We start from the raw sequence: 21,744 nt of genomic DNA, 5'->3' as shown, positions 1-21,744 counted from the left end.
CGCGTTCCGTCGATCGCTGACGGTCCGACGTCTGATGAACCATGCTGGGACCCCGCCTGGCAGCACACCCGTGGAGGAGAGAGAGCGATGAGCAGAGTGACCTGCGACCTGTCGGTCTCGGCCGATGGTTACTCGGCCGGACTCAATCAGACCGAGGAGCGGCCGTTCGGCGACGACGGCGGCGACGGCTGGGGCGACAGGCTGCACTCCTGGATGTTCGAGACCCGTGCGTGGCGAGTGGGATCCTCAGTGGAAGGGCTGGTGGGGCGACAACCCCCCGTACCACGCTCCGGTCTTCGTACTCACCCACCACCCGCGCGACCCGCAGCCGATGGAGGGCGGCACCATCTTCCACTTCGTCACCGACGGGATCGAATCCGCGTTGCGTCAGGCGCGCGAGGTGGCCGGGGACGGCGACGTGTCGATCCACGGCGGCGCGACCACGGTCAACCAGTACCTCGCGGCCGGCCTGATCGACGAACTGCGGTTGCACATCGTGCCCGTGACGCTCGGCGGCGGTACGCGGCTCTTCGACGGCGTACCGCCGCTGCGTCTCGAACAGGTGGCCTCGCGGGCAGCCGGCTCGGTCACGCATGTGACCTATCGCGTGCTGTCCTGACCAGGATCGGTCGTGGTGCGCGGCGGTCACGGCAGCACAGTGCGTGGCGGCACCGGAGTCATTGAAGTGGCTGAGCAGCGTAGCGGGTGGCGATCGCGGCGGCGCGGTCGCGCAGTGAGGTACGCAACCACTGCGGGGCCAGGGCTTCCGCGTTCGTGGCGAGCTGCCACAGTGCCCATTCGGCGTGCCGTGAATCCTGGAAGGTCACCTCCAGCCGCAGCCAGCCGTCCGCCTCCGCTTCTTCGGACCGGACGGCCAGCGCGGTGGACAGCCGTCGCGTGAGGCGGCCTTTGGGCCGGAAGAGGCCGGGTGCAGGGGGCGTTCACAGGTTGAGGACGTCGAGGACCCACTCGGCCGCCAGGACGCCGCCCAGACCGAGGACGGCGAGCACCGTCGTATAGCTGGTACGGACCTTGATCGCCTCGATGACGGAAAGGTTGAAGTACTCCTTGAACAGCCAGAATCCGGGGTCGTTGACGTGGGAGAACGCGATGGAGCCGCAGGCGACGGCGAGCACCATGATCTCCGGGTGGACCCCACTGCCCGCCAGGAGCGGCAGCACCACACCGGAGGCCGTGACGACGGCGACCGTCGCCGAGCCCAGTGCGATCCGGAGGATGACGGCGACGAGCCAGGCGAGGACGATCGGTGAGATGGACCAACTGTCCGTGGTGTCCTTGATGTAGTCGGAGATCCCGCCTTCGACGAGGACGTTCTTGAAGGCCCCGCCGGCGCCGATCACCAGGAGAATCATCGCCATCGCCTTGGCCGCCGAGGCACAGGAGGCGCCGACCTCCTCCAGGCTGCGGCCGATCCGCGGCCCGAAGGCCCACATCGCCAGGCACAGGGCCAGCAGCAGCGCGATCGGCGCGGAGCCGATGAAGGCGACGAAGTTCAGGAACGGGCTCTCGGTGGAGGTGGCCATGTCGGTGACGGCGGCGGCCACGATCAGCGCCACGGGGAAGAGCGCCACACCCAGCGCCCAGCCCAGGCCGGGCATCTCCTCGTCGCTGAACTCCCGCTCGCTGACCAGCCCTTGGGGGATGGAGGGCGACATCGCCTTGACGAACGGAAGGCGGGGCCAGACCAGGGCGATCAGCACGCCGGCGGGGACGGCGATGAACAGGCCGTAGAACAGCGTCAGTCCGACGGAGGCGTGGAACGTGGCGGCGACGGCGGTGGGGCCGGGGTGCGGTGGCAGGAAGCTGTGCATCGTGGACAGGGTGATGGACATCGGCAGTCCGACCCAGAGCAGATTCGCCCCGGTGACCCTGACCAGGGTGAACGCGATGGGCACGATGATGATGAACGCGACCTCGTAGAACATGGTCACGCCGATCAGCATGGACGTGACCACCATGGCCACCTGGACCCAGCGCGGGCCGAAGGCGTCGAGGAGCGTGCCCGCTATTCGCTGGGCGGCGCCGGAATCCCCCATGACACGGCCGATCATGGCGCCGAGCCCGATGGTCAGCATGGTGTCGCCGATCTGGCCCCCGATGCCCTCGGAGAGGACATCCGGAATGGTCGCCACCGGGATGCCCTGGACCAGCGCGACGCCGACCGCGACGAGCAGCAGGGCGGCGAAGCCGTTGACCCGCAGCCGGGTCATGAGCAGCAGCAGGATCAGAACACTGACCCCAACCACGAGGATGGGCACGGCAGTTCCCCCTTGACCCGCACACAGGCGTCGTCCACGTATGCAGATGGAGGTTAGAGTCGTGAACCTGACAAGGTCAATGGGTGTGCGGTCACGGCACGATGCGTGCCAGGTCAACTCGGGACTGGATTGCGAGCTTGCGGTAGATCTGGCGCAGGTGGAAGCCCACGGTGTGCGGGGAGATGAACAGTTCGCTCGCGACCTGACGGTTGGTCAGCCCCTGTGCGACGAGCCGGGCGACCTTGGATTCGGTGCCGGTGAGACTGGACCAGCCCGTCTCGGGCCGGGCTTCGGGGCTCCAGTGCCGACGGCGGACTCCGAGTCGCCGCAGTTTGCGCCGGACCCGTGCCGAGTCCCATTCCGCCCCCACCTCCTCGTAGATCGCCATCGCGTGGCTCAGTTGCTTCACCGCCTGCTCGCGATCGGTCCCTCGATGGAGCGAGCCGAGGTCTTCGGTGACCGACGCCACCGTCCACGGATCCCCGTACAGTTCGCCGATCCCGGCGAGCGCGGTGAGATCGCAGTCCAGCAGCGCCCGGCCGTGCCTCGCCGCCGCCACGACCGGGCCGTGACGCTGATTGACCGAGGCGATCTCCTCGGCGGTGGCCACGATCTGCTCGGCGAGTGGCCGCTGATCCGCCGCCAGAGCGGTGCGTACCGACCACGCGGTGCCCAACGGGGCCTCAAGCACCAACTGCCTGCGCAGAGCAGGGTCCCGTGCCAGCTCGCGGATCTCGTCGATCGCCGCGTGCGCTCCCGATTTGGCCGAGGACACCAGCCCGGTGAGCAGTCGCCACATCACCGACCACCGATGGACCGCTTCGGCGGGCATCGACTCGCCCAGCCGGCGCAGCCTTTCGACGGCCGCTGCCAGATCCCCGCGCCGTAGCGCACAGAAGACCAGAACCGCCCGGAGCGGGGGGTCGTAGAGCGGCATCTCAACCCGCCTGGACGCCGCGAGTCCCGCGGCCACCTCCGTCTCGGCGGCGGCGATGTCACCCTTGACGAAGAAGATCATCGCGCGCAGGGCGAGCGGGACCGGGGAAACTGCGCCCGTACCGTCACAGTCGATGGTGCGGCGGGCGGTGTCGGCCGCGGCCAGCGCCTCGTCGAGCCGGTGGAGCCTGGTCAGCATCCACGCCTTGGTCCACAGTGGATCGCTCTGACAGGACTCGGTCAGCTGCTCGCGCAGCCCCACCGCGTCCTCCACGGAGGCGAGCGCCTCGTCGAGCCGGCCTTCACGCCAACTCGCCATCGCCCGCACGTTCAACGCCGCCATCCGCACCTCGACGCTGTACGCGCCGGGGCCCGCGAGCACCCGGTCGGCCAGGCCGGCCTTCGCGGTCTGGTTGTCGCTCGACAACGTGTTCAGCACCAACAGTTCCGGGGTCGGGTCCGGACCGTCCGCGGAGGCCTCGGCGGAGGAGCACTCCCGAGAGACCTGCTGCGCGGCAGAGGCGTCGCCGCGCAGCATCAGCGCCATGGCCAGCCAGCTGCGCAGTGGCCGGATGGACTCCTCCGGGGCGGACCCGGCCACCTGGAGGAGTTTTTCGGCGAGTTCGGCGGCCTCGGTGAGCCTGCCCTGCCGGACCAGCCCCGCGGTCGCCGTGGTCCCCAGCGCCAGATGGTCGGGTCCGCCGGGGTCGGTGGCCCGCAGCGCGCGAGTGGCCAGCGCCGCGGCCGACTGGGGCGAGGACGGCAGCAACCGTCGCGCCGCCTCTCCGATGGTGGCAACCGCCTCGGCGTCACCAACCTCCGTGCAGTGCACCAGATGCACCGCCACGTCCAGGGTCGGCTCCCCCGCGCTGACGAGCAGCATCGTGGCGGCCTGCCGGTGCAGGATCGACCGCAACGGCGCCGGTACGGTCCCGAGCACCGCACGCCACACCGGTTCGCGGTGGAACACGAATCCTTCGCTGTCGCTGCTGAGGAGCCCCGCGCTCATCGCCTCCTGCAACGGGCCCAGCAGCTGGACGGGACGCTCGCCCAGCATCTCCGCGAGGTCGTTCGGGGTGAACGCGCTGCCCAGCACCGCCGCGACCTGCAACATGTTCTGCGCCCGCTGGGACAGTTCGTCCAGCCGCCCGCGCACCGACCGCAGGAACGGCGGGGGCAGATGCCCGACCGGATCCTCCGCGACGGCCACGGCGATGCCCGAGTTCATCGGCCCCGTACCCAGCGACGCGATCCCGTCGCCGACCACCACGCAGTGTTCCTCGCCCAGTTCACGCACCAGGTCCACGATCGCCTGCGGGTTGCCGCCGACGCTCTCGCACAGCTCCACCAGGTCGCTGTCGGGAGCCGCGCCGAAGAGGTCGCCGACGAGGCCGACGACTGCGTCACTGGACAGCGGGCCCAGCGGTCCGAGCCATTCGCCGCGCTGGGCCCGAGTCATCCCCCGCAGCACCAGGCTGTTGGACGACTCGCCCCGTTCGGCACGCAGCGCGACCAGCCACAGCACCGGCGAGTCGTCCAGCTTCGGCATCAGGCCCCCGAGCGCCCGCAGCACCGCGGGGTCCGTCCACTGCGCGTCGTCGAGCACCAGCAGCACCGGACCGCGCCGGAGACCGGCGTCGAGCTGTGACTCGACCTGCGCGGCCAGCCAGCTGATCCGGTCGGTGTCGTGCCGGCCCTGGCGGGGACCGACCATGGTGATCGACTTCGGCACGCCGTTGAACACGGCGAACCCGTTCCGCTCGGCCAGCGCCATCGCTTCGGACAGCAGCCTGGTCTTGCCGGTGCCGATGCCGGCCTCCACGACCACGAGGTGTGCCCGGCGCTCCTCTGCCGTCGCGCGCATCAACCGTTCGATGCGGTGCACCTGTTCCTCACGGCCGTACAACGACCAGCCGGCCGACTGCGACTGCGGTGTCGCGGCCTCCGAGAGCTTGTCAAGAATCCGAGGGTCCACAATCTCTCCCCTGTCGGCGGTGCACATCTGCTGTCGTCAGTCCCTGCGGGAATTCACGCCCGCAATGCGCAGCCGTCCGCGAATCGCGGGCTCAAGTCAAGAATGGGCAATTTCGCGTCCGTATGCGTCGGACTAGGTGGAATATCCGATACGTTCGACTTAAAGGAATCCGTAACGGGCACCAAGATCAGCCAACCGGGCACGCAAACGACCGGGTTCGGGCATCGATAAGGGCGGAAAGCCACAACAGGCGCCGCAGAGCACACGGGGAGAATTCGCCGTGCGTCACTCCGAAGGCGAATGCGATCTTCGCGCGAATATTACTCGCGTCCGGTAGGCACGCTTCAGCACGGGAATTTCCGGCACAGAAAGGAAGCATGCACCATCATCGTCGGTGGCCACCGGAGCTCTACCTCAGCCCGCGCCCCGCCGGTCTCGGGAGTCCATCCCCGTCCGAATACGTAGCAGCCCGTTTCTCTCCCGTCAGGTGCCGAAACGCGTTGCGCCGATGCGTTCGTCCTGGGAATTTCACGAGCGTTTCATGACACTCTTGGGTCGGGTGCGTCGCCGACAGAGCGGGCGAGACGTGGCGATCCCCGGCCGCCATATGGCGCGCGATCCCGGAACCACCATTCTCTCTCCAGGGACCGCCCGGACATCGACCTAAATGGACCGGTAACCAACTCGCCGAGTAATCCACCACAGCCTCCTCACGAGCAAACGCCGATATCGCAGAAACGGGCAGGGACGATTCAGCCTTCGGTCAAGCCCGAGTAAATTCAACTTAGCATCCGGAACAGCTACTCGGCTACGCCCCAAGAAACCCACGGGACGGACGCGACACCAAATGACAGGAGTGTGGCTTTCCCTGCGAATTTCAGGGAAAGCCACACTCCTGCCATCAGAAGTTCAGTTTGCGCCCGCCCGCACCGGCAGGCTGGTCAGCCCCCGCAGGAGGATGCTGCTGCGCCAGCTCAGCTCGTCCAGAGGCACCGCGAGGGTCAACTCGGGGAACCGGGCCAGCAGCACCCGGAAGGCGATCTCGCCCTCCACCCTGGCCAGCGCCGCCCCCAGGCAGTGATGGATGCCGTGCCCGAAAGCGAGACCACCCCCCTTGGGACGGCCGAAGTCCAGCTCACCGGGCCGGTCGAACACCTTCGGATCCCGATTGGCCGAGCCGATCCCCAGCAGCACCAGCTCGCCTGCCGGGATGGTCGTACCGCCGATGGTCACGGGCTCTGCGGTGAACCGCGTGGTGGCCATGCTGACCGGGCTCTCCAGGCGGAGGAACTCCTCGACCGCGCCCGGCAGCAACGCCGAGTCCTTGCGCAGCCGCGCCAGTTGGTCCGGGTCGCGCAGCAGGGCCAGTACCCCGTTGCTGATCAGGTTCGCCGTGGTCTCGTGTCCGGCCATCAGCAGCAGAGACGCCATCGAGGTGGCCTCGGCGGGCGACAGCTGGTCGGCGCCCTCACCGGGGGCCAGGATCGCGGAGAAGATGTCGTCACCGGGAGCCGCCCGCTTGGCGGCCACCAGCTCGTCCAGGTACTCGCGCATGGCCGCCGACGCCGCCATCTGCTCCTGCGGTGTCGCCGACGTCAGGATGGTGTGGGACCACTCGCCGAACTCGCGTCGCCGGTCGTCCGGCACACCGAGGATCTCGCAGATCACCGTCATCGGCAGCGGGAACGCGTACTCCTCGATCAGGTCGACCGAGTCCGCCCCGGCTGCCAGCTTCGCCGCCATCGCCTCGGTCAGATCGGTGGCCAGCCGCTCGATGTCCGGGCGAAGCCGATCGATGGCCCGTCCGGTGAACGCCTTGTTCACCAGCTTACGCAGCCGGGTGTGCTTGGGCGGGTCCGAGTTGAGCATGTGGTCGTGCAGGCCCATGTCCAGGTCCACGGCGTCCTCGGGCAGTTCGGCGGCGCGGCGCAGGATCCTGGCGATCTCGCCGGCGTCCTTGCGCAGCCGGGAATCGGTCATCGCGGCGCGCACGTCGTCGTACGTGGTGACCAGCCAGAACGGCGGCGCCATCGGCACCCGCACCCTGGTCACGGGGCGCTGGGTGCGCAGCAGTTCGTAGAGCGGGTACGGATCGTTCATGAAGGCTTCGTCGAGATCGACCACTCCGTCACCGGAGTCGGGGATCGTATGTCCGGCGGGGCACTTGGATGTCGTCATGACAGTGGTACTCCTCTGGGTCGTCGGCGGCTCGAACCGCCGTGTCAGTCGGGGATCGGGCCCATCAGGCGGTTCAGTACGAGGGCGGCCATCGCGGCGGGGTCACCGTCCTCCGGCCGCAGCACCAACTCCGGGGACTCGGGCGCCTGGTACGGATCATCGATCCCGGTGAAGCCGGTGATCGCACCCGCGCGGGCCCTGGCGTAGAGCCCCTTCGGATCCCGTGACTCGCAGACCGCCTGCGGGGTGTCGAGATAGACCTCCAGGAACGGCAGCCCGGCGAGATCGTGCGCCGCCCGCACCTTCGCCCGGCCCTCGGCGTACGGGCTGATCAGCGAAACCACCGCGACCAGTCCGGCGTCGGCGAACAGCCTGGCCACCTCGCCCGCGCGACGCACGTTCTCCGTACGGTCGGCTTCGCCGAACCCCAGCCCGGCGCTGATCCCGTGCCGCAGGTTGTCCCCGTCCAGCAGATAGGCCGGGCGGCCGGCGGCGACCAGCAGCCGCTCGATCTCCACCGCCACACTGGATTTCCCGGACCCGGACAGCCCGGTCAGCCAGATGGTGGCGCCGCGCGAGATCCGCTCGTCCCGGCTCACCGCGGTGGCGTGCCAGACCACCTCCGGCCGGGCGGACGGGGCCAGGACGGTCCCGGCGGCGACGGTGTCGTTGGTCCGCTCGTCGACCAGGATGAAACTGCCGGTGACCCGGTTACGGCGGTACTCGTCGACGTACAGCGGCTCCTGCGCCCGCAGACTCACCCGGCCGATCTCGTTGAGCGTCAGCGAGTCCGCCGCCTCGTCGCGGTGCAGCGTGTTGATGTCGAGCCGGTACTCCACCGAACCCACCAGCGCGCGCGTGGTGCGGGTGGTGTGCCGCACGAGGTACCTGGTGCCCGCCGTCAGCTCGCTGCGTTCCGTCAGCCAGCACACCATCGCGTCGAGCTCGCGTACCGCCCGCGGCTGGTTGCGCGGGCGGCAGAGCAGATCACCCCGGCCGATGTCGTGCTCGCCGTCGAGCTGTACGGTGACCGCCTGCGGCGGGAAGGCCTCGGCGAGCGGCGCGCCGCCGGGCCCGGTGATCGCCGCGATCGTGGTGCGTACACGGGACGGCAGCACCAGCACCTCGTCACCCGGTTTGAACACCCCGCCCGCGACGGTTCCGGCGTAACCCCGGAAGTACCCCGACCCGCCCGGCGTACGGATCACGTACTGCACCGGCAGGCGCGCGTCGATCAGATTGCGATCCGAGGCGACGTGCACCTCCTCCAGGTGGTGCAGCAGCGAAGTGCCCTCGTACCAGGGCATCGCGTCGCCGCGGTGCACCACGTTGTCACCGGTGAGCGCGGACATCGGGACGAAGCTCAGGTCGTGCACGTCGAGTTTGGCGGCGAACGAGGCGAACTCGGCGCGGATCTCCTCGAATCGCTCCTGCGAGAAGCCCACCAGATCCATCTTGTTCACACACAGCACCAGGTGCGGAATCCCCAGCAGTGACGCCAGCAGCGCATGCCGCCGGGACTGCTCCAGCACGCCCTTGGCGGCGTCGACCAGGACCAGCGCGAGGTCGGCGGTGGACGCCCCGGTGACCATGTTGCGGGTGTACTGGAGATGGCCCGGAGTGTCGGCGATGATGAACCGCCGCCTCGGGGTGGCGAAATAGCGGTGCGCCACGTCGATGGTGATGCCCTGTTCGCGTTCGGCGCGCAGGCCGTCGGTGAGCAGGGCGAGGTTCGGGTACGGCTCACCGCGGTCCCGGCTGGCGCGTTCCACCGCGGCCAGCTGGTCGGAGAACAGCGATTTCGAGTCGAACAGCAGCCGCCCGATGAGTGTGGACTTGCCGTCGTCCACACTGCCCGCGGTGGCGATTCGCAGCAGGTCGATGCCCATCAGAAGTAGCCCTCCCTTTTCCGGTCTTCCATGCCCGCCTCGGATATCCGGTCGTCGGCGCGGGTGGCACCGCGTTCGGTGATCCGGCTGGCGGCGACTTCGGCGACGACGTCCTCCGGGGTCGCGGCGGCGGACTCCACACAGCCGGTGCAGGTCGCGTCGCCGATGGTGCGGAAGCGCACGGTGGCGTCGTAGGGCTGCTCGCCGGAGCCGGGTGCCAGGTACGGGTTGACCGCGAGCACCATGCCGTCGCGCTGGAACACCTGCCGCCGGTGGGCGTAGTACAGCGAGGGCAGTTCGACCTCCTCGTCGAGGACGAACTGCCAGATGTCGAGTTCGGTCCAGTTGGAGAGCGGGAAGACCCGGATGTGCTCACCGCGGCGGTGCCTGCCGTTGTACAACTGCCAGAGTTCCGGCCGCTGGTTGCGCGGATCCCACTGGCCGAACTCGTCGCGGAAGCTGAACACCCGTTCCTTCGCACGGGCCTTCTCCTCGTCGCGGCGGGCGCCTCCGAACACGGCGTCGAAACCGTGCTCCGTGATCGCGCGCAGCAGGGTGGTGGTCTGCAACCGGTTCCGGCTGGGTTCGTCGGCCACCCGCCCGGCGTCGATGTCGTCCTGGACGGCGGCGACTTCCAGCCGGACGCCGTGCCGGGCCACCGCCCGATCGCGGAAATCGAGCACCTCGGGGAAGTTGTGGCCGGTGTCCACATGCAGCACCGGGAACGGCAGTGGCGCCGGCCAGAACGCGCGCAGAGCCAGGTGCAGCATGACCACCGAGTCCTTGCCTCCGGAGAACAGCAGCACCGGCCGTTCGAAGGTGGCCGCGACCTCGCGGAAGACGTGCGCCGATTCGGCTTCGAGCGTGTGCAGATGGGAGAGCTGGTAACTGCCCGTCGTCATATCTTGTGCTCCTCCGCGGCTGGTTGGGGGATGTGGCTTTCGCGTGCCACGGGGTCGGGTCGGCGTTCCTCGCGCAGGTCTCGGCGTTCCGCGCGCAGTGAGCGGACCGCTGCGAACACCCCGGCCGCCCACAGCGCCACGACGACGGTGTACGTGACCGTGAGCACCCAGCCCGCGGCCTCGAACTCGCCCAGCAACGTACGGGCGTTGGTGAACACGATCAGCCCACCGGCCAGCGCGCCGAGCAGCCGTGGCGGCATGTGCCGGACCAGCCAGGCCGCCGGCGGGGCGGCGATGACGCCACCGATCATCAGGGCGAGAACCACCGTGTAGTTGAGGTGGTCCTCCTGCGACAGGGTGAACAGGAAGCCGACGCTGGCGGCCAGCGCGACGATGAACTCCGAGGTGTCCACCGAGCCGATCACCTTGCGGGGCTCCAGCCGGCCCGAGGACAGCAGTGTGGTGGTGGCCACCGGACCCCAGCCGCCGCCACCGGTGGCGTCGACGAACCCTGCCACCAGTCCGAGCGGCGCGAGGAACTTCGCGCCGGGGCGGCTGCCGGTGATCAGGTTGCGCAGCTTGAGAAACGAGAACCGGATCAGCACGTACAGGCCGAGGAGCAGCAGGACCGTGGTGATCCACACCGCGGCGTTCTCGGTGGACAGCGAGGTCAGCACGTACGCGCCGAGCACCGCGCCGATCGCGCCCGGTGCGGCGAGGATGCCGACGGTTCTCCAGTCGATGTTGTCGAACTTCCAGTGGGACAGGCCGGAGGCCAGCGTGGTGCCCACCTCGGCGAGGTGCACGGCGGCCGAGGCAGCCGCCGGGGCGGTACCCACGGCCAGCAGCGTGGTCGTCGCGGTCACCCCGAACGCCATGCCCAGGGTGCCGTCAACAAGCTGGGCCAGCAGGCCGGCCAATCCGAACAACAGGAACGTGCGCATGGGAACCTCGGCTCGCAGGGGGGGCACGGCTGCCGGAACCGCTCGGGCTCCTGTGCTCAGGCGCGTAGGGCGTGGGGGTGCGGGGCGTGGGGGGTATTGCGTGTTACGTGGGGCGTGAAGCCCTAGACGGCACCTCGGTAATCCATGGACGAGGGGCGGCCCTCGACGGGCTGGGCGAGCCAGTCGTTGACCACCCGCGCGGTGACCGCTGCGAATTTGTCCAGGATCGTCAGATGGTTTCCCGGTACATCAGCCAAGGTGACCGACGAGGAGCTGTTCCAGGTGAACATCCAGTCTTCGTGGGCCACCGGGGCACCCATCCGTTCGGTCGCCCGGACCTGGAGAGTCGGGATGTCCAGATGATCCGGAGACCACCACGGAAACGACTTGTAGTGGGCCATGGCGGAGATCCAGCTGTCGTCCCCGTTGTCGCCGGCCTGCCTGATGTTCTCGAACAGTGCCGCCAGCAGCGCCCCCGAATCCTCTTCGAAAGTGGTGAGGTCGTGTTGGGAGACGGTGTCGAACAGGGTGATGCCCACCGGGGTCACTCCTCTGCGCACCAGCTCGGCGGCGACCCAGTGCGCGATCATCCCGCCGCTGGACGCTCCTCCCAAGGCGAAGTCCTGGCCCGCCGGGTTGTCCCTGAGGATCGCGTCGGCGTAGGCGGCGGTCATCGTTTCCAGGTCCCGTGGCAGCGCCTCACCGACGTGGAAGCCGGGCAGCTTCAGCAGTGACACCTCCCGGCTGCCCTGGAAGGCCCACGCCAGCCGTACGTACGCGAGTTCGTCCGGCGCCATGAAGGGCGGGAACAGGTACAGCTTCGGCTGCCGGCCGCCGGTAGCGATGCGTTTGGGCGGCGGGATCGCGGCACCGGCGGCCTCCGCCCCGAAGGTCGGCCGGAACTTGGCGAGATTCTCCACCGCATCCAGGAAGACAGCGACCCTGTCCTCGGCCTCGGCGCGCATGTACATCTCTGCGAGGTCCGACAGCCGGACCATTTCCGTGGAGGGAGCCTCGGCGGTTTCGGCCGGGCTCGCGGCGGCGAGCCCGGCCAGGATGTGCGCGGTCAGCGTGGCCGCGTCGGGGTGGTCGAAAATCAGCGTCGCGGGGAGCCGCAACCCGGTCGCGGTGGTGAGCCGATTGCGCAGCTCGACCGCCGTCAGCGAGTCGAAGCCCAGATCACGGAAGGCCGCGTCGGCGTCGACCCCGTCGGCCGTGGCATGGCCCAGAACGGCGGCGGCGTGGGTACGTACCAGATCCAGCACCGCGGTGCGGCGCTCCTCGACCGACAGGTCGGTCAGCTCGCCCCCGCCGGCGGAGGCCTTGGCAGCGGCGCGGCGTGCCGGGCCGCCGGCCAGCTCGCGCAGGAGCGGTGAGGCAGTCCCGGCGGCACGTATTCGGGCCACGTCCAGCCGGGCCGCCACCACCAGCGACCTTTCCACGCGTCGTGCGGCATCGAACAGCGCCAGCCCCTGCTCGTCGGACAGAGCCCGCATCCCTGCACGCGCCAGCCGGGCCAGGTCGACCTCGGCCAGCCCACCGGACATCCCGGACCGCTGCTCCCACAGACCCCAGGCGAGTGACTGGCCCACCAACCCGGCCGAACCGCGCCGCAGCATCAGGGCGTCCAGCGCGGCGTTGGCCGCGGCGTAACTCCCCTGGCCCGGAGAGCCGAGCGTGGCCGCCGCCGAGGAATACACCACGAACAAGCCCAAGTCCTGATTCCGCGTCAGATCGTGCAGGTGCCACGCCGCGTCCACTTTCGCGCGCAGCACCGCGGACAACCGCTCAGTGGTCAGCGACTCCACCGTCGCGTCGTCCAGCACCCCTGCGGCGTGCACCACACCCGACACCGGGTGCTCCGCCGGCACCGTGTCCAGTGCCGCGGCCAGCGCGTCGCGATCGGCTACGTCGCAGCTCTGGATCGACACCCGAGCGCCCAGCTCGGCGGCCAGGCCCGCAGCCCCCGAAGCGTCCATGCCCCGCCGGGACAGCAACAACAGGTGCTCGGCCCCGTGCTCGGTCACCAGGTGCCGGGCCAGCGAGGCACCCAAGCCGCCGGTGCCGCCGGTGATCACCACCGTGCCCTGCGGATCCAGGCCTGGCGGCGCGGTCGCCGGTCGGGCGGTCCGGACGAGGCGCCGCGCGGACAACCGGCCTGATCGCAGCGCGAGTTCGGGTTCGCCGCTGGCCACCACCGCGGGGAGCACGTCATCGAGCGGCACGGCGTCGAGCAGCGCGCCGTCGAGGCTGGTGTCCGCTTCGAGATCGAGGAGGATGAAACGTCCGGGGTGCTCCGACTGTGCCGAGCGCACGAGGCCGGTCACCGCGGCGGCGGCCAGATCGCTGCCGTCGGTGGCGCCCTGGGTGAGGAGCAGCAGTCGGGAGTCCTCGGTGGCCGGATCCGCCAGCCAGGTTTTCAGCCAGTCAAGCACCGTGGCCGTCACCGTGTGCACCGGCTTAGGGCTCTCGCCGGTGCCGGCCGGGACGTGGGCCACCACCAGCGTGGGGACGTTGGGCCCTCCGAGTTGCTCGTGCCAGGTCCAGTCGACCGCTTCGGCAGTGCGCTCCGGCTCGGCGAGCGGCTCCCAGTCCACTCCGAACAGCGACCGTGCCGCCTCCCTCGCCGCTGACGCGGCCGGGTCGGTGGTGACCGGTCGCAGCATCAGCGAGTCGGCACTGAACACCGGCTGCCCTGCCGGATCGAAAGCCGTAACCGCGAGACCACCGTCGTCCCCGTGGGACAACCGCACGCGCAGTGCTGCCGAGTTGGTGGCGTGCAGGTGCACGCCACTCCATGCGAAGGGCAAGCGCACGCCGCTTTCACCGGACTCGTGAGCGAGAGCGGTCAGGCCGATGGGGTGGAGGGCCGCGTCCAGCAACGCCGGGTGTATCCCGAACCCGTCCACCTCGGTCCGCTCGGGCAGAGCCACCTCGGCGTAGACATCTGTGTCCGTCTGCCAGACCGCGCGTACCCCCTGGAACACCGGCCCGTAGCCATAACCGTCCTCGGCCATGCGCTCGTACACGCCGTCCACCGGCACCGCCCGCGCACCCTCCGGCGGCCAGGAACCGGTCCACACAGGGGTGGGGGCTGTCTCCGCGTTCAGCACACCATCGGCATGCTGAACCCACTCGTCGTCATCGTCAGCGCGGGAGAAGACTCCGACGCCGCGGCGACCGTGATCGTCGGCCTCGGCGACCCGTACCTGAATCCGGACCCCGCCCTGCTCGGGCAACAACAGCGGTGCCTGCAAGGTCAGTTCGTCCACCACCGGGCAACCGACACGGTCACCGGCGTGCACGGCCAGATCCACCATGGCCGTGCCTGGCAGCAGCACGGAGCCAAGAACGGTGTGATCAGCCAGCCACGGATAAGACGCCAGTGACAACCGCCCAGTCAGGACCACCCCGTCCCCACCGGCCAGCGTCACAACGGCGCCAAGCAGCGGATGACCCGACTCACCCTGCCCCAGAGCCTGAACATCACCCGCCCGGCGCGTCATCGAGGGCCAGAACCGCCGGCGTTGGAACGCGTACGTCGGCAACGACAACGACACTGTGCTGGAACTCTGAGCGCCGAGGAGCGCGGTCCAGTCCACGGCGGACCCGTGGGTGTGCAGCCCCGCGATGGCGGTCAGCAGCGTCTCCGGCTCGTCACGCTCGGCCCGGAGGGCTGGAAACCACACGCCGCTGTCCGGAGTCGCCATCGCGCTCAACGTCCCGGCAGGACCGGCCTCAAGGAACAGGCCCGCACCGTCTTCACGTAGCTTCAGGACCGTGTCGTGGTAGCGGACAGTGTCGCGCATGTGCCGCACCCAGTAGGTCGGATCTGTCACGTCGGCATCGGAGGCGCCCGACACCACCGGGATCTGCGGCTCGTTCCACGCGACTTGGTCCAGCACCCGCCTGAACGGGTCCAACACGGGTTCCATCAGCGGGGAGTGGAACGCGTGACTGACCCGCAGGCGTCGTGCCTTGCCGCCCTGCTCCCGCCATCGCTTGGCCAGCCGCCCGACCACGCCCTCGTCACCGGAGATCACCGTCGAGGCCGGACCGTTGACCGCCGCGAGTCCCACGCCGGTGTGCTCGCCGATCAGGTCCAGCGCCTCGGCCTCGCTCGCCGACAACGCCACCATCGCCCCGCCGGTGGGCAACTCCTGCATCAACCGACCCCGAGCCGCAACCACCGCAGCCGCATCCGCCAAATCCCACACACCCGCAATGTGCGCAGCACTCAACTCACCGATCGAATGCCCGGCCACCCACTCCGGCACCACACCCCACGACGAAGTCAACCGGAACAGCGAGACCTGCACCGCAAACAACCCAGCCTGCGTATAAAGCGTTTCATCCAGCAGACCAGCCTCACCATCGATCACATCCCTGACCGAACGCGGCAAATGCCGATCCAGCTCCCCACACACCTCGTCAAACGCCTCCGCGAACACCGGGAACGCAGCCGAAAGTTGTGAGCCCATGCCGAGGCATTGACTGCCCTGACCGGAAAACACCACCGCCAACCGCCCGGAACCCGGCGATCCGCTCACCGTTCCGGAGCCGGCCCGCCCCTCCGCCAACGCCAGGACTCCCTCGGCAAGTGCTCGGCGGTCCCGGCCGAGCACCACGGCCCGGTGTTCGAACGCCGGTCGAGTCGTGGCCAGCGCCCGCCCGATGAGCACCGGATCGGTCTCCGGCCGGTCAGCGGTCCAACGGCTCAACCTGGCTGCCTGCTTCTGCAGGGCCTGCGCCGACCTGGCCGACACCAGCCAGGGCACCAGCCCACCAAGGGCTTCGGGCGCCGTCGCCGACACCAACTCGGGCTCGGATTCGGGTTCTTCGAGGATGACGTGCGCGTTCGTGCCGGAGATGCCGAACGACGAGACCCCAGCCCGCCGCGGCCGGCCGTCGGTCTCCCACGGCACCGCCTCGGTCAGCAACTCCACCGCACCCGCCGACCAGTCCACATGCGACGACGGCGCATCCACATGCAACGTCCGCGGCAACACCCCATGCCGCATCGCCAGCACCATCTTGATAATCCCAGCCACACCAGCAGCCGCCTGCGTATGACCGATGTTGGACTTCACCGACCCCAGCCACAACGGCCGCCCCACCGGCCGGTCCTGACCGTACGTAGCCAGCAATGCCTGCGCCTCGATCGGGTCACCCAGCCGAGTCCCGGTGCCGTGAGCCTCCACCGCATCAACCTCAGCCGAAGACAACTGAGCGTTGGCCAACGCCGCCCGAATAACCCGCTGCTGCGAAGGACCATTCGGCGCCGTCAGACCGTTCGACGCACCATCCTGATTGACCGCACTCCCACGCAACACCGCCAGCACCCGATGCCCGTGCCGCCGAGCGTCCGACAACCGCTCAAGGACCAGAACCCCGGAACCCTCACCCCAGCCCGTCCCATCCGCAGCATCCGCGAACGGCTTACAACGCCCATCAGCAGCCAGCCCGCCCTGACGCGAAAACTCCGCGAACACGCCGGGGGTGGACAACGCCGTCACACCACCGGCCAGCGCCATCGAACACTCACCCGACCGCAACGCCTGCGCAGCCAAATGCACCGCCACCAGGGACGACGAACACGCCGTATCCACCGACACCGCCGGGCCTTCCAAGCCCAGCGCGTACGACACCCGGCCGGAAGTCACACTCGCTGCACTGCCGGTCAGCAAGTGCCCATCGACGTCGTCCGAACCGGCCGCGAGCACCGAGCCGTACTCGGACCCGCCCACACCGACGTACACACCGGTGTCCGAACCCCGCAATCCAACCGGGTCGATCCCGGCCCGCTCCAACGCCTCCCAGGCCGTCTCCAGCACAAGCCGCTGCTGCGGATCCATTGCCACCGCCTCGCGCGGCGAGATACCGAAGAATCCCGCGTCGAAGTCCGTGACTTCAGGGACGAAGCCGCCGATGCGGGCGTAACCATTCTGTTCGTCGTCCCAGCCACGGTCCTGCGGGAACGCGACAAGGGCGTCCTCGCCCGCAGCGAGCATCCGCCAGAAGTCGTCGGGACTGCCCACATGTCCGGGGAATCGGCAGCCGATTCCCACGATCGCGACCGGTTCGTCGGCCACCGCGCCCGACGCCGGTGTCGTAGCTCCAGCCTCGATACCGAGCAGTTCCGCGAGCAGGAATTCCGCCAGCGCGGTCGCGGTGGGGTAGTCGAACACCAACGTCGCCGGCAACGTCGAACCGGTCAGTCCCGTCAGCCGGTTGCGCAGCTCCACCGCGGTCACCGAATCGAAACCCAGCTCCCGGAACGCCTGACCAGCCCCCAGCCCCTCAGCTGTGTCGTGCCCCAGAACGGCGGCGGCGTGGGCCAGCACCATCTCTTCGAGCGTCTGCCGACGCCGTACCTCAGGCATCGCCCGCAATCGGGCGACCAAGCCACTGTCCGCGCCCGCTCCGGATACCGGCACCGAATACGCATCGACCTGTGCTTGCGGGATCTCCGCCAGCAAGGGACTCGGGCGAACTGACGTGAACGCGGCGGCGAACCGCCGCCAGTCCATATCGGTCACGGTCACACAGCTCTCGCCCTGACCCACCGCCTCGACCATCGCCCACAGGGCGCGTTGCGGATCCATCAGACGGACACCGCGCCGCTGCATCGCCCGGCTCTCCTTGGAGTCGGCCATCCCCGCACCGGCCCACACACCCCAGGACACGCTCGTCACCGCATGCCCGGCAGCGCGCTGTCGGGCGGCATAAGCGTCCAGGTACGCGTTGGCCGCCGCATAGAGTCCCTGCCCGCCACCACCCCACACACCAGCGCCCGAGGCGAAGAGGACGAATGCGTCCAGCGGACGATCAGCATCCCGTACGAGCAGCTGGTGCAGGTTCAGCGTCCCCGTCACCTTCGCTGCCAGGGCCCGCTCCACCGCCTCCGGATCGGTCTCCGGGTCGGTCTCCGCGATCGGAGTCAGCTCACCGACACCGGCAGCGTGAACCACCGCGTCGATACGGCCCACCTCAGCCAGAGCCGCGGCCAACTCGTCCCGATCGGCCACATCCACGCCCAGAACGGTGACTCGCACCTGTCCCCCTGCGCTGAGGTCTTCCACCAGTTCGGCTGCCCCCGGAGCCTGGACGCCGCGCCGCGACGTCAGCACGATGTGTTCGACATCCTGATCAGCCAGCCAGCGCGCGACATGCCCGCCGAGACCGCCCGTACCGCCGGTGACCAGGACGGTGCCCGAAGGCGCCCACGTACCCCCGGACCGTGTGGTGGGGGCGGGCACCAGGCGACGCCCGTACACACCACTGGCACGTACGGATACCTGGTCCTCACCGTCCCATCCGGCCAGCACCGCGCAGCAACGGCGGCCGATGCCCTCGTCCGGTTCGGCGAAGGGCAGATCGATCAGCCCGCCCCACCTCTCCGGGTACTCCAGCGCCACCACGCGGCCCAGGCCCCACGCTGCGGCGGCGTCAAGATCACCCGGGCCGTCGGGGCCGGCCGCGCCACGGGTCAGCACCCACAACCGCTGCGACGCTCCTGAGTCCGCGAATCCCTGGACCACCGCCAGAAGTTCCGTCACCGGCGCACCGCCGGGAAGGAACACCACGCCGGCCAAGTCCTCTTCGGACAGTGCGTTCCGCACGACCTCGGCAACCGCCGCACGATCACTGGATACGGTCACCGGAAGTGGCGCCGCCCCCTGATCGGCCAGCATTACGGCGACCTGACCAGCCCATTCGGCCACGTCCGGATGGTGCATCACCAACCACGAACCGCTCAGACCGGACGGCCGCACTCCCTTCAGCGAGGCCCACTCCACCCGATACCTCCAAGTGTCGACGGCCTGCCTGTCCAGCTTCCCCCGGCGCCAGGCGGCCAACGCGGGAAGCACCGGACTCACCTCGTGCTCATCGACGCGCAGGGTGGTGGCGAGAGCCGCGCTGTCCGAGCGCTCGACCGCCTGCCAGAACTCCGCCTCGACGCCGTCGACAACATCTGCGGTGGCCGGGCGCGCGTTCTCGGGCCAGTACCGCTCACGCTGGAAGGCGTACGTCGGCAACGACACCGGGTTGGGGTTTCGAGTGCTCAGCAGCGCGGTCCAGTCCACGGCGGACCCGTGGGTGTGCAGCCCCGCGATGGCGGTCAGCAGCGTCTCCGGCTCGTCGCGTTCCTTCCGCAGGGCCGGGAGCCAGACGCCGGTGTCCGCAGTGGCCATCGCGCTCAGCGTCCCGGCAGGACCGGCCTCAAGGAACAGGCCCGCACCGTGTTCACCTAGCTTCAGGACCGTGTCGTGATAGCGCACGGTGTCGCGGACGTGCCGCACCCAATAGGCCGGATCTGTCACGTCCGTACCAGGAATGCCCGAAATCACGGGAAGCTGCGGCTCGTTCCACGCGACCTGGTCCAGCACACGCCTGAACGGGTCCAACACGGGTTCCATCAGCGGGGAGTGGAACGCGTGACTGACGCGCAGCCGCTTTGCCTTGCCGCCCTGCTCCCGCCATCGCTTGGCCAGCCGCTCGACCACGTCCTCAGCACCGGAAATCACCGTCGACGCCGGACCGTTCACCGCTGCCAGCCCTACGGTGCCGTACTCGCCGATCAGTTCCAGCGCCTCGGCCTCGCTCGCCGACAACGCCACCATCGCCCCGCCGGTGGGCAACTCCTGCATCAACCGACCCCGAGCCGCAACCACCGCAGCCGCATCCGCCAGATCCCACACACCCGCAATGTGCGCAGCACTCAACTCACCGATCGAATGCCCGGCCACCCACTCCGGCACCACACCCCACGACGAAGTCAACCGGAACAGCGAGACCTGCACCGCAAACAACCCAGCCTGCGTATAAAGCGTTTCATCCAGCAGACCAGCCTCACCATCGATCACATCCCTGACCGAACGCGGCAAATGCCGATCCAGCTCCCCACACACCTCGTCAAACGCCTCCGCGAACACCGGGAACGACGCATACAACTCCGAACCCATGCCAAGGCGCTGACTGCCCTGACCCGAAAACACCACCGCCAACCGAGCAGCGGCTGCCTGTCCGGTCACCACACCGGCGCTCGGCCGGTCCTCGGCAAGTGCGCGCACGCTGCTCACCAGCGCCTGCCCGTCTCGCCCCAGAGCCACCGCCCGATGCTCAAACACCGACCGGCCCGTGGCCAGCATCCGGCCCACCGCCACCGGATCGATCTCCGGCTGATCGTCAGCCCAGCGGCTCAACCGGGTGGCTTGCTCACGTAGCGCCTGCGGCGTCTTGGCCGACAACAGCCACGGCACAACGCCGGGAGTCGGCTTGTCCGGTGGCTCGACAGCCGGTGCCTTTTCGGGTTCTTCGAGGATCACGTGCGCGTTCGTGCCGGAGATGCCGAACGACGAAACGCCCGCCCGGCGCGGCCGGCCGTCGGTCCCCCAGGGCACAGGCTCGGTCAGCAACTCCACCGCACCCGCCGACCAGTCCACATGCGACGACGGCGAGTCCACATGCAACGTCCGCGGCAACACCCCATGCCGCATCGCCAGCACCATCTTGATGATCCCGGCCACCCCGGCGGCAGCTTGGGTGTGACCGATGTTGGACTTCACCGACCCCAGCCACAACGGCCGTCCCTCCGGCCGGTCCTGACCGTACGTAGCCAGCAATGCCTGCGCCTCGATCGGGTCACCCAGCCGAGTCCCGGTGCCGTGAGCCTCCACCGCATCAACCTCAGCCGAAGACAACTGAGCGTTGGCCAACGCCGCCCGAATAACCCGCTGCTGCGAAGGACCGTTCGGCGCCGTCAGACCGTTCGACGCACCGTCCTGGTTCACCGCACTGCCACGAATCACGGCCAGGACCTGATGCCCGTGCCGCCGGGCATCGGACAGCCGCTCCAGCACCAGCACCCCGGCGCCCTCACCCCACCCGGTCCCGTCCGCAGCGTCAGCGAACGGCTTGCAACGCCCATCAGCAGCCAGCCCGCCCTGACGCGAAAACTCCGCGTAGATCCCAGGGGTGGACAGCACCGTGACACCGCCGGCCAGTGCCATCGAGCACTCACCCGACCGCAACGCCTGCGCGGCCAGATGCACCGCCACCAGGGAGGAGGAACAAGCGGTGTCCACCGTCACCGCCGGGCCTTCCAGTCCGAGCGTGTACGACACCCGGCCGGAAGCCACACTCACGGCGTTGCCGGTCAGCACATGACCGTCGACCTGGTCCGAACCGGACGCGAGCAGCGATCCGTACTCCGATCCACCCGCGCCCACGTACACGCCGGTCGAGCTGCCTCGTAGCGAGTCCGGCGCGATCCCGGCCCGCTCCAACGCCTCCCACGCCGTCTCAAGTATCAGCCGCTGCTGCGGTTCCATCGCCACCGCTTCACGCGGCGAGATGCCGAAGAAGCCCGCATCGAACCGCGTGGCCTCGGCCACGAACCCGCCTACGCGGGCGTAGCTCCCCTGATCCTGCTCGGCGTCCCAACACCGGTCCGTCGGCCACGGATCCATCGCGTCGCGGCCCGCGGCGACCAGGTCCCACAGCTTCTCGGGGCTGTCCGACCCGGCCGGGAAGCGGCAGGCCATCGAGACCACGGCGATGGGCTCGCTCACACGAGCCTCCAGCTCGTGCAGGCGGTTCTGGGTCTCCAGCAGGCTCGTCGTGGCCTGCCGCAGGTAC

At 69.3% G+C, this 21,744-nt stretch carries 7 protein-coding genes and 2 pseudogenes; 1 reads left to right on the top strand and 8 read right to left on the bottom strand.

The window, feature by feature from the left end:
• Positions 1-87: 87 nt before the first annotated feature.
• Positions 88-619 (top strand): annotated as a pseudogene (locus ACIBLA_RS32965) (dihydrofolate reductase family protein).
• Between the two features lie 58 nt (positions 620-677).
• Here ACIBLA_RS32965 and ACIBLA_RS32960 read toward each other — a convergent pair.
• From ACIBLA_RS32960 to ACIBLA_RS32925, 8 genes and pseudogenes are all read right to left on the bottom strand, one after another.
• Positions 678-890: pseudogene (locus ACIBLA_RS32960) on the bottom strand (WYL domain-containing protein); the annotation flags it as partial.
• Between the two features lie 51 nt (positions 891-941).
• Positions 942-2,279 (bottom strand): gluconate:H+ symporter, encoded by a 1,338-nt coding sequence (locus ACIBLA_RS32955; RefSeq protein WP_363246603.1) that lies wholly within the window; start codon positions 2,277-2,279, stop codon positions 942-944.
• A gap of 91 nt (positions 2,280-2,370) precedes the next feature.
• Positions 2,371-5,190: a LuxR C-terminal-related transcriptional regulator gene (locus tag ACIBLA_RS32950; RefSeq protein WP_399200754.1), complete on the bottom strand. Its 2,820-nt coding sequence runs from the start codon at positions 5,188-5,190 to the stop codon at positions 2,371-2,373.
• A gap of 909 nt (positions 5,191-6,099) precedes the next feature.
• Positions 6,100-7,368 carry a cytochrome P450 gene (locus tag ACIBLA_RS32945; protein WP_363246601.1) on the bottom strand — a complete coding sequence of 423 codons (1,269 nt, stop codon included), beginning with the start codon at positions 7,366-7,368 and terminating at the stop codon, positions 6,100-6,102.
• A gap of 44 nt (positions 7,369-7,412) precedes the next feature.
• Positions 7,413-9,257 carry an adenylyl-sulfate kinase gene (gene cysC, locus ACIBLA_RS32940; RefSeq protein ID WP_399200753.1) on the bottom strand — a complete coding sequence of 615 codons (1,845 nt, stop codon included), beginning with the start codon at positions 9,255-9,257 and terminating at the stop codon, positions 7,413-7,415.
• Positions 9,257-10,159: a sulfate adenylyltransferase subunit CysD gene (cysD, locus tag ACIBLA_RS32935; RefSeq protein WP_399200752.1), complete on the bottom strand. Its 903-nt coding sequence runs from the start codon at positions 10,157-10,159 to the stop codon at positions 9,257-9,259. Before cysD ends, cysC begins: the two co-directional genes overlap by 1 nt.
• Positions 10,156-11,103: a sulfite exporter TauE/SafE family protein gene (locus ACIBLA_RS32930; RefSeq protein WP_363246598.1), complete on the bottom strand. Its 948-nt coding sequence runs from the start codon at positions 11,101-11,103 to the stop codon at positions 10,156-10,158. Before ACIBLA_RS32930 ends, cysD begins: the two co-directional genes overlap by 4 nt.
• A 122-nt stretch (positions 11,104-11,225) precedes the next feature.
• Positions 11,226-21,716: a type I polyketide synthase gene (locus ACIBLA_RS32925; RefSeq protein WP_399200775.1), complete on the bottom strand. Its 10,491-nt coding sequence runs from the start codon at positions 21,714-21,716 to the stop codon at positions 11,226-11,228.
• Between the last annotated feature and the right edge of the window lie 28 nt (positions 21,717-21,744).

It is taken from the genome of Streptomyces sp. NPDC050433 (assembly GCF_044458565.1).
Lineage (GTDB): Bacteria > Actinomycetota > Actinomycetes > Streptomycetales > Streptomycetaceae > Streptomyces.
The sequence above is the reverse complement of the archived record's forward strand: the minus strand, read 5'-3'. Positions and strand labels throughout refer to the sequence as shown.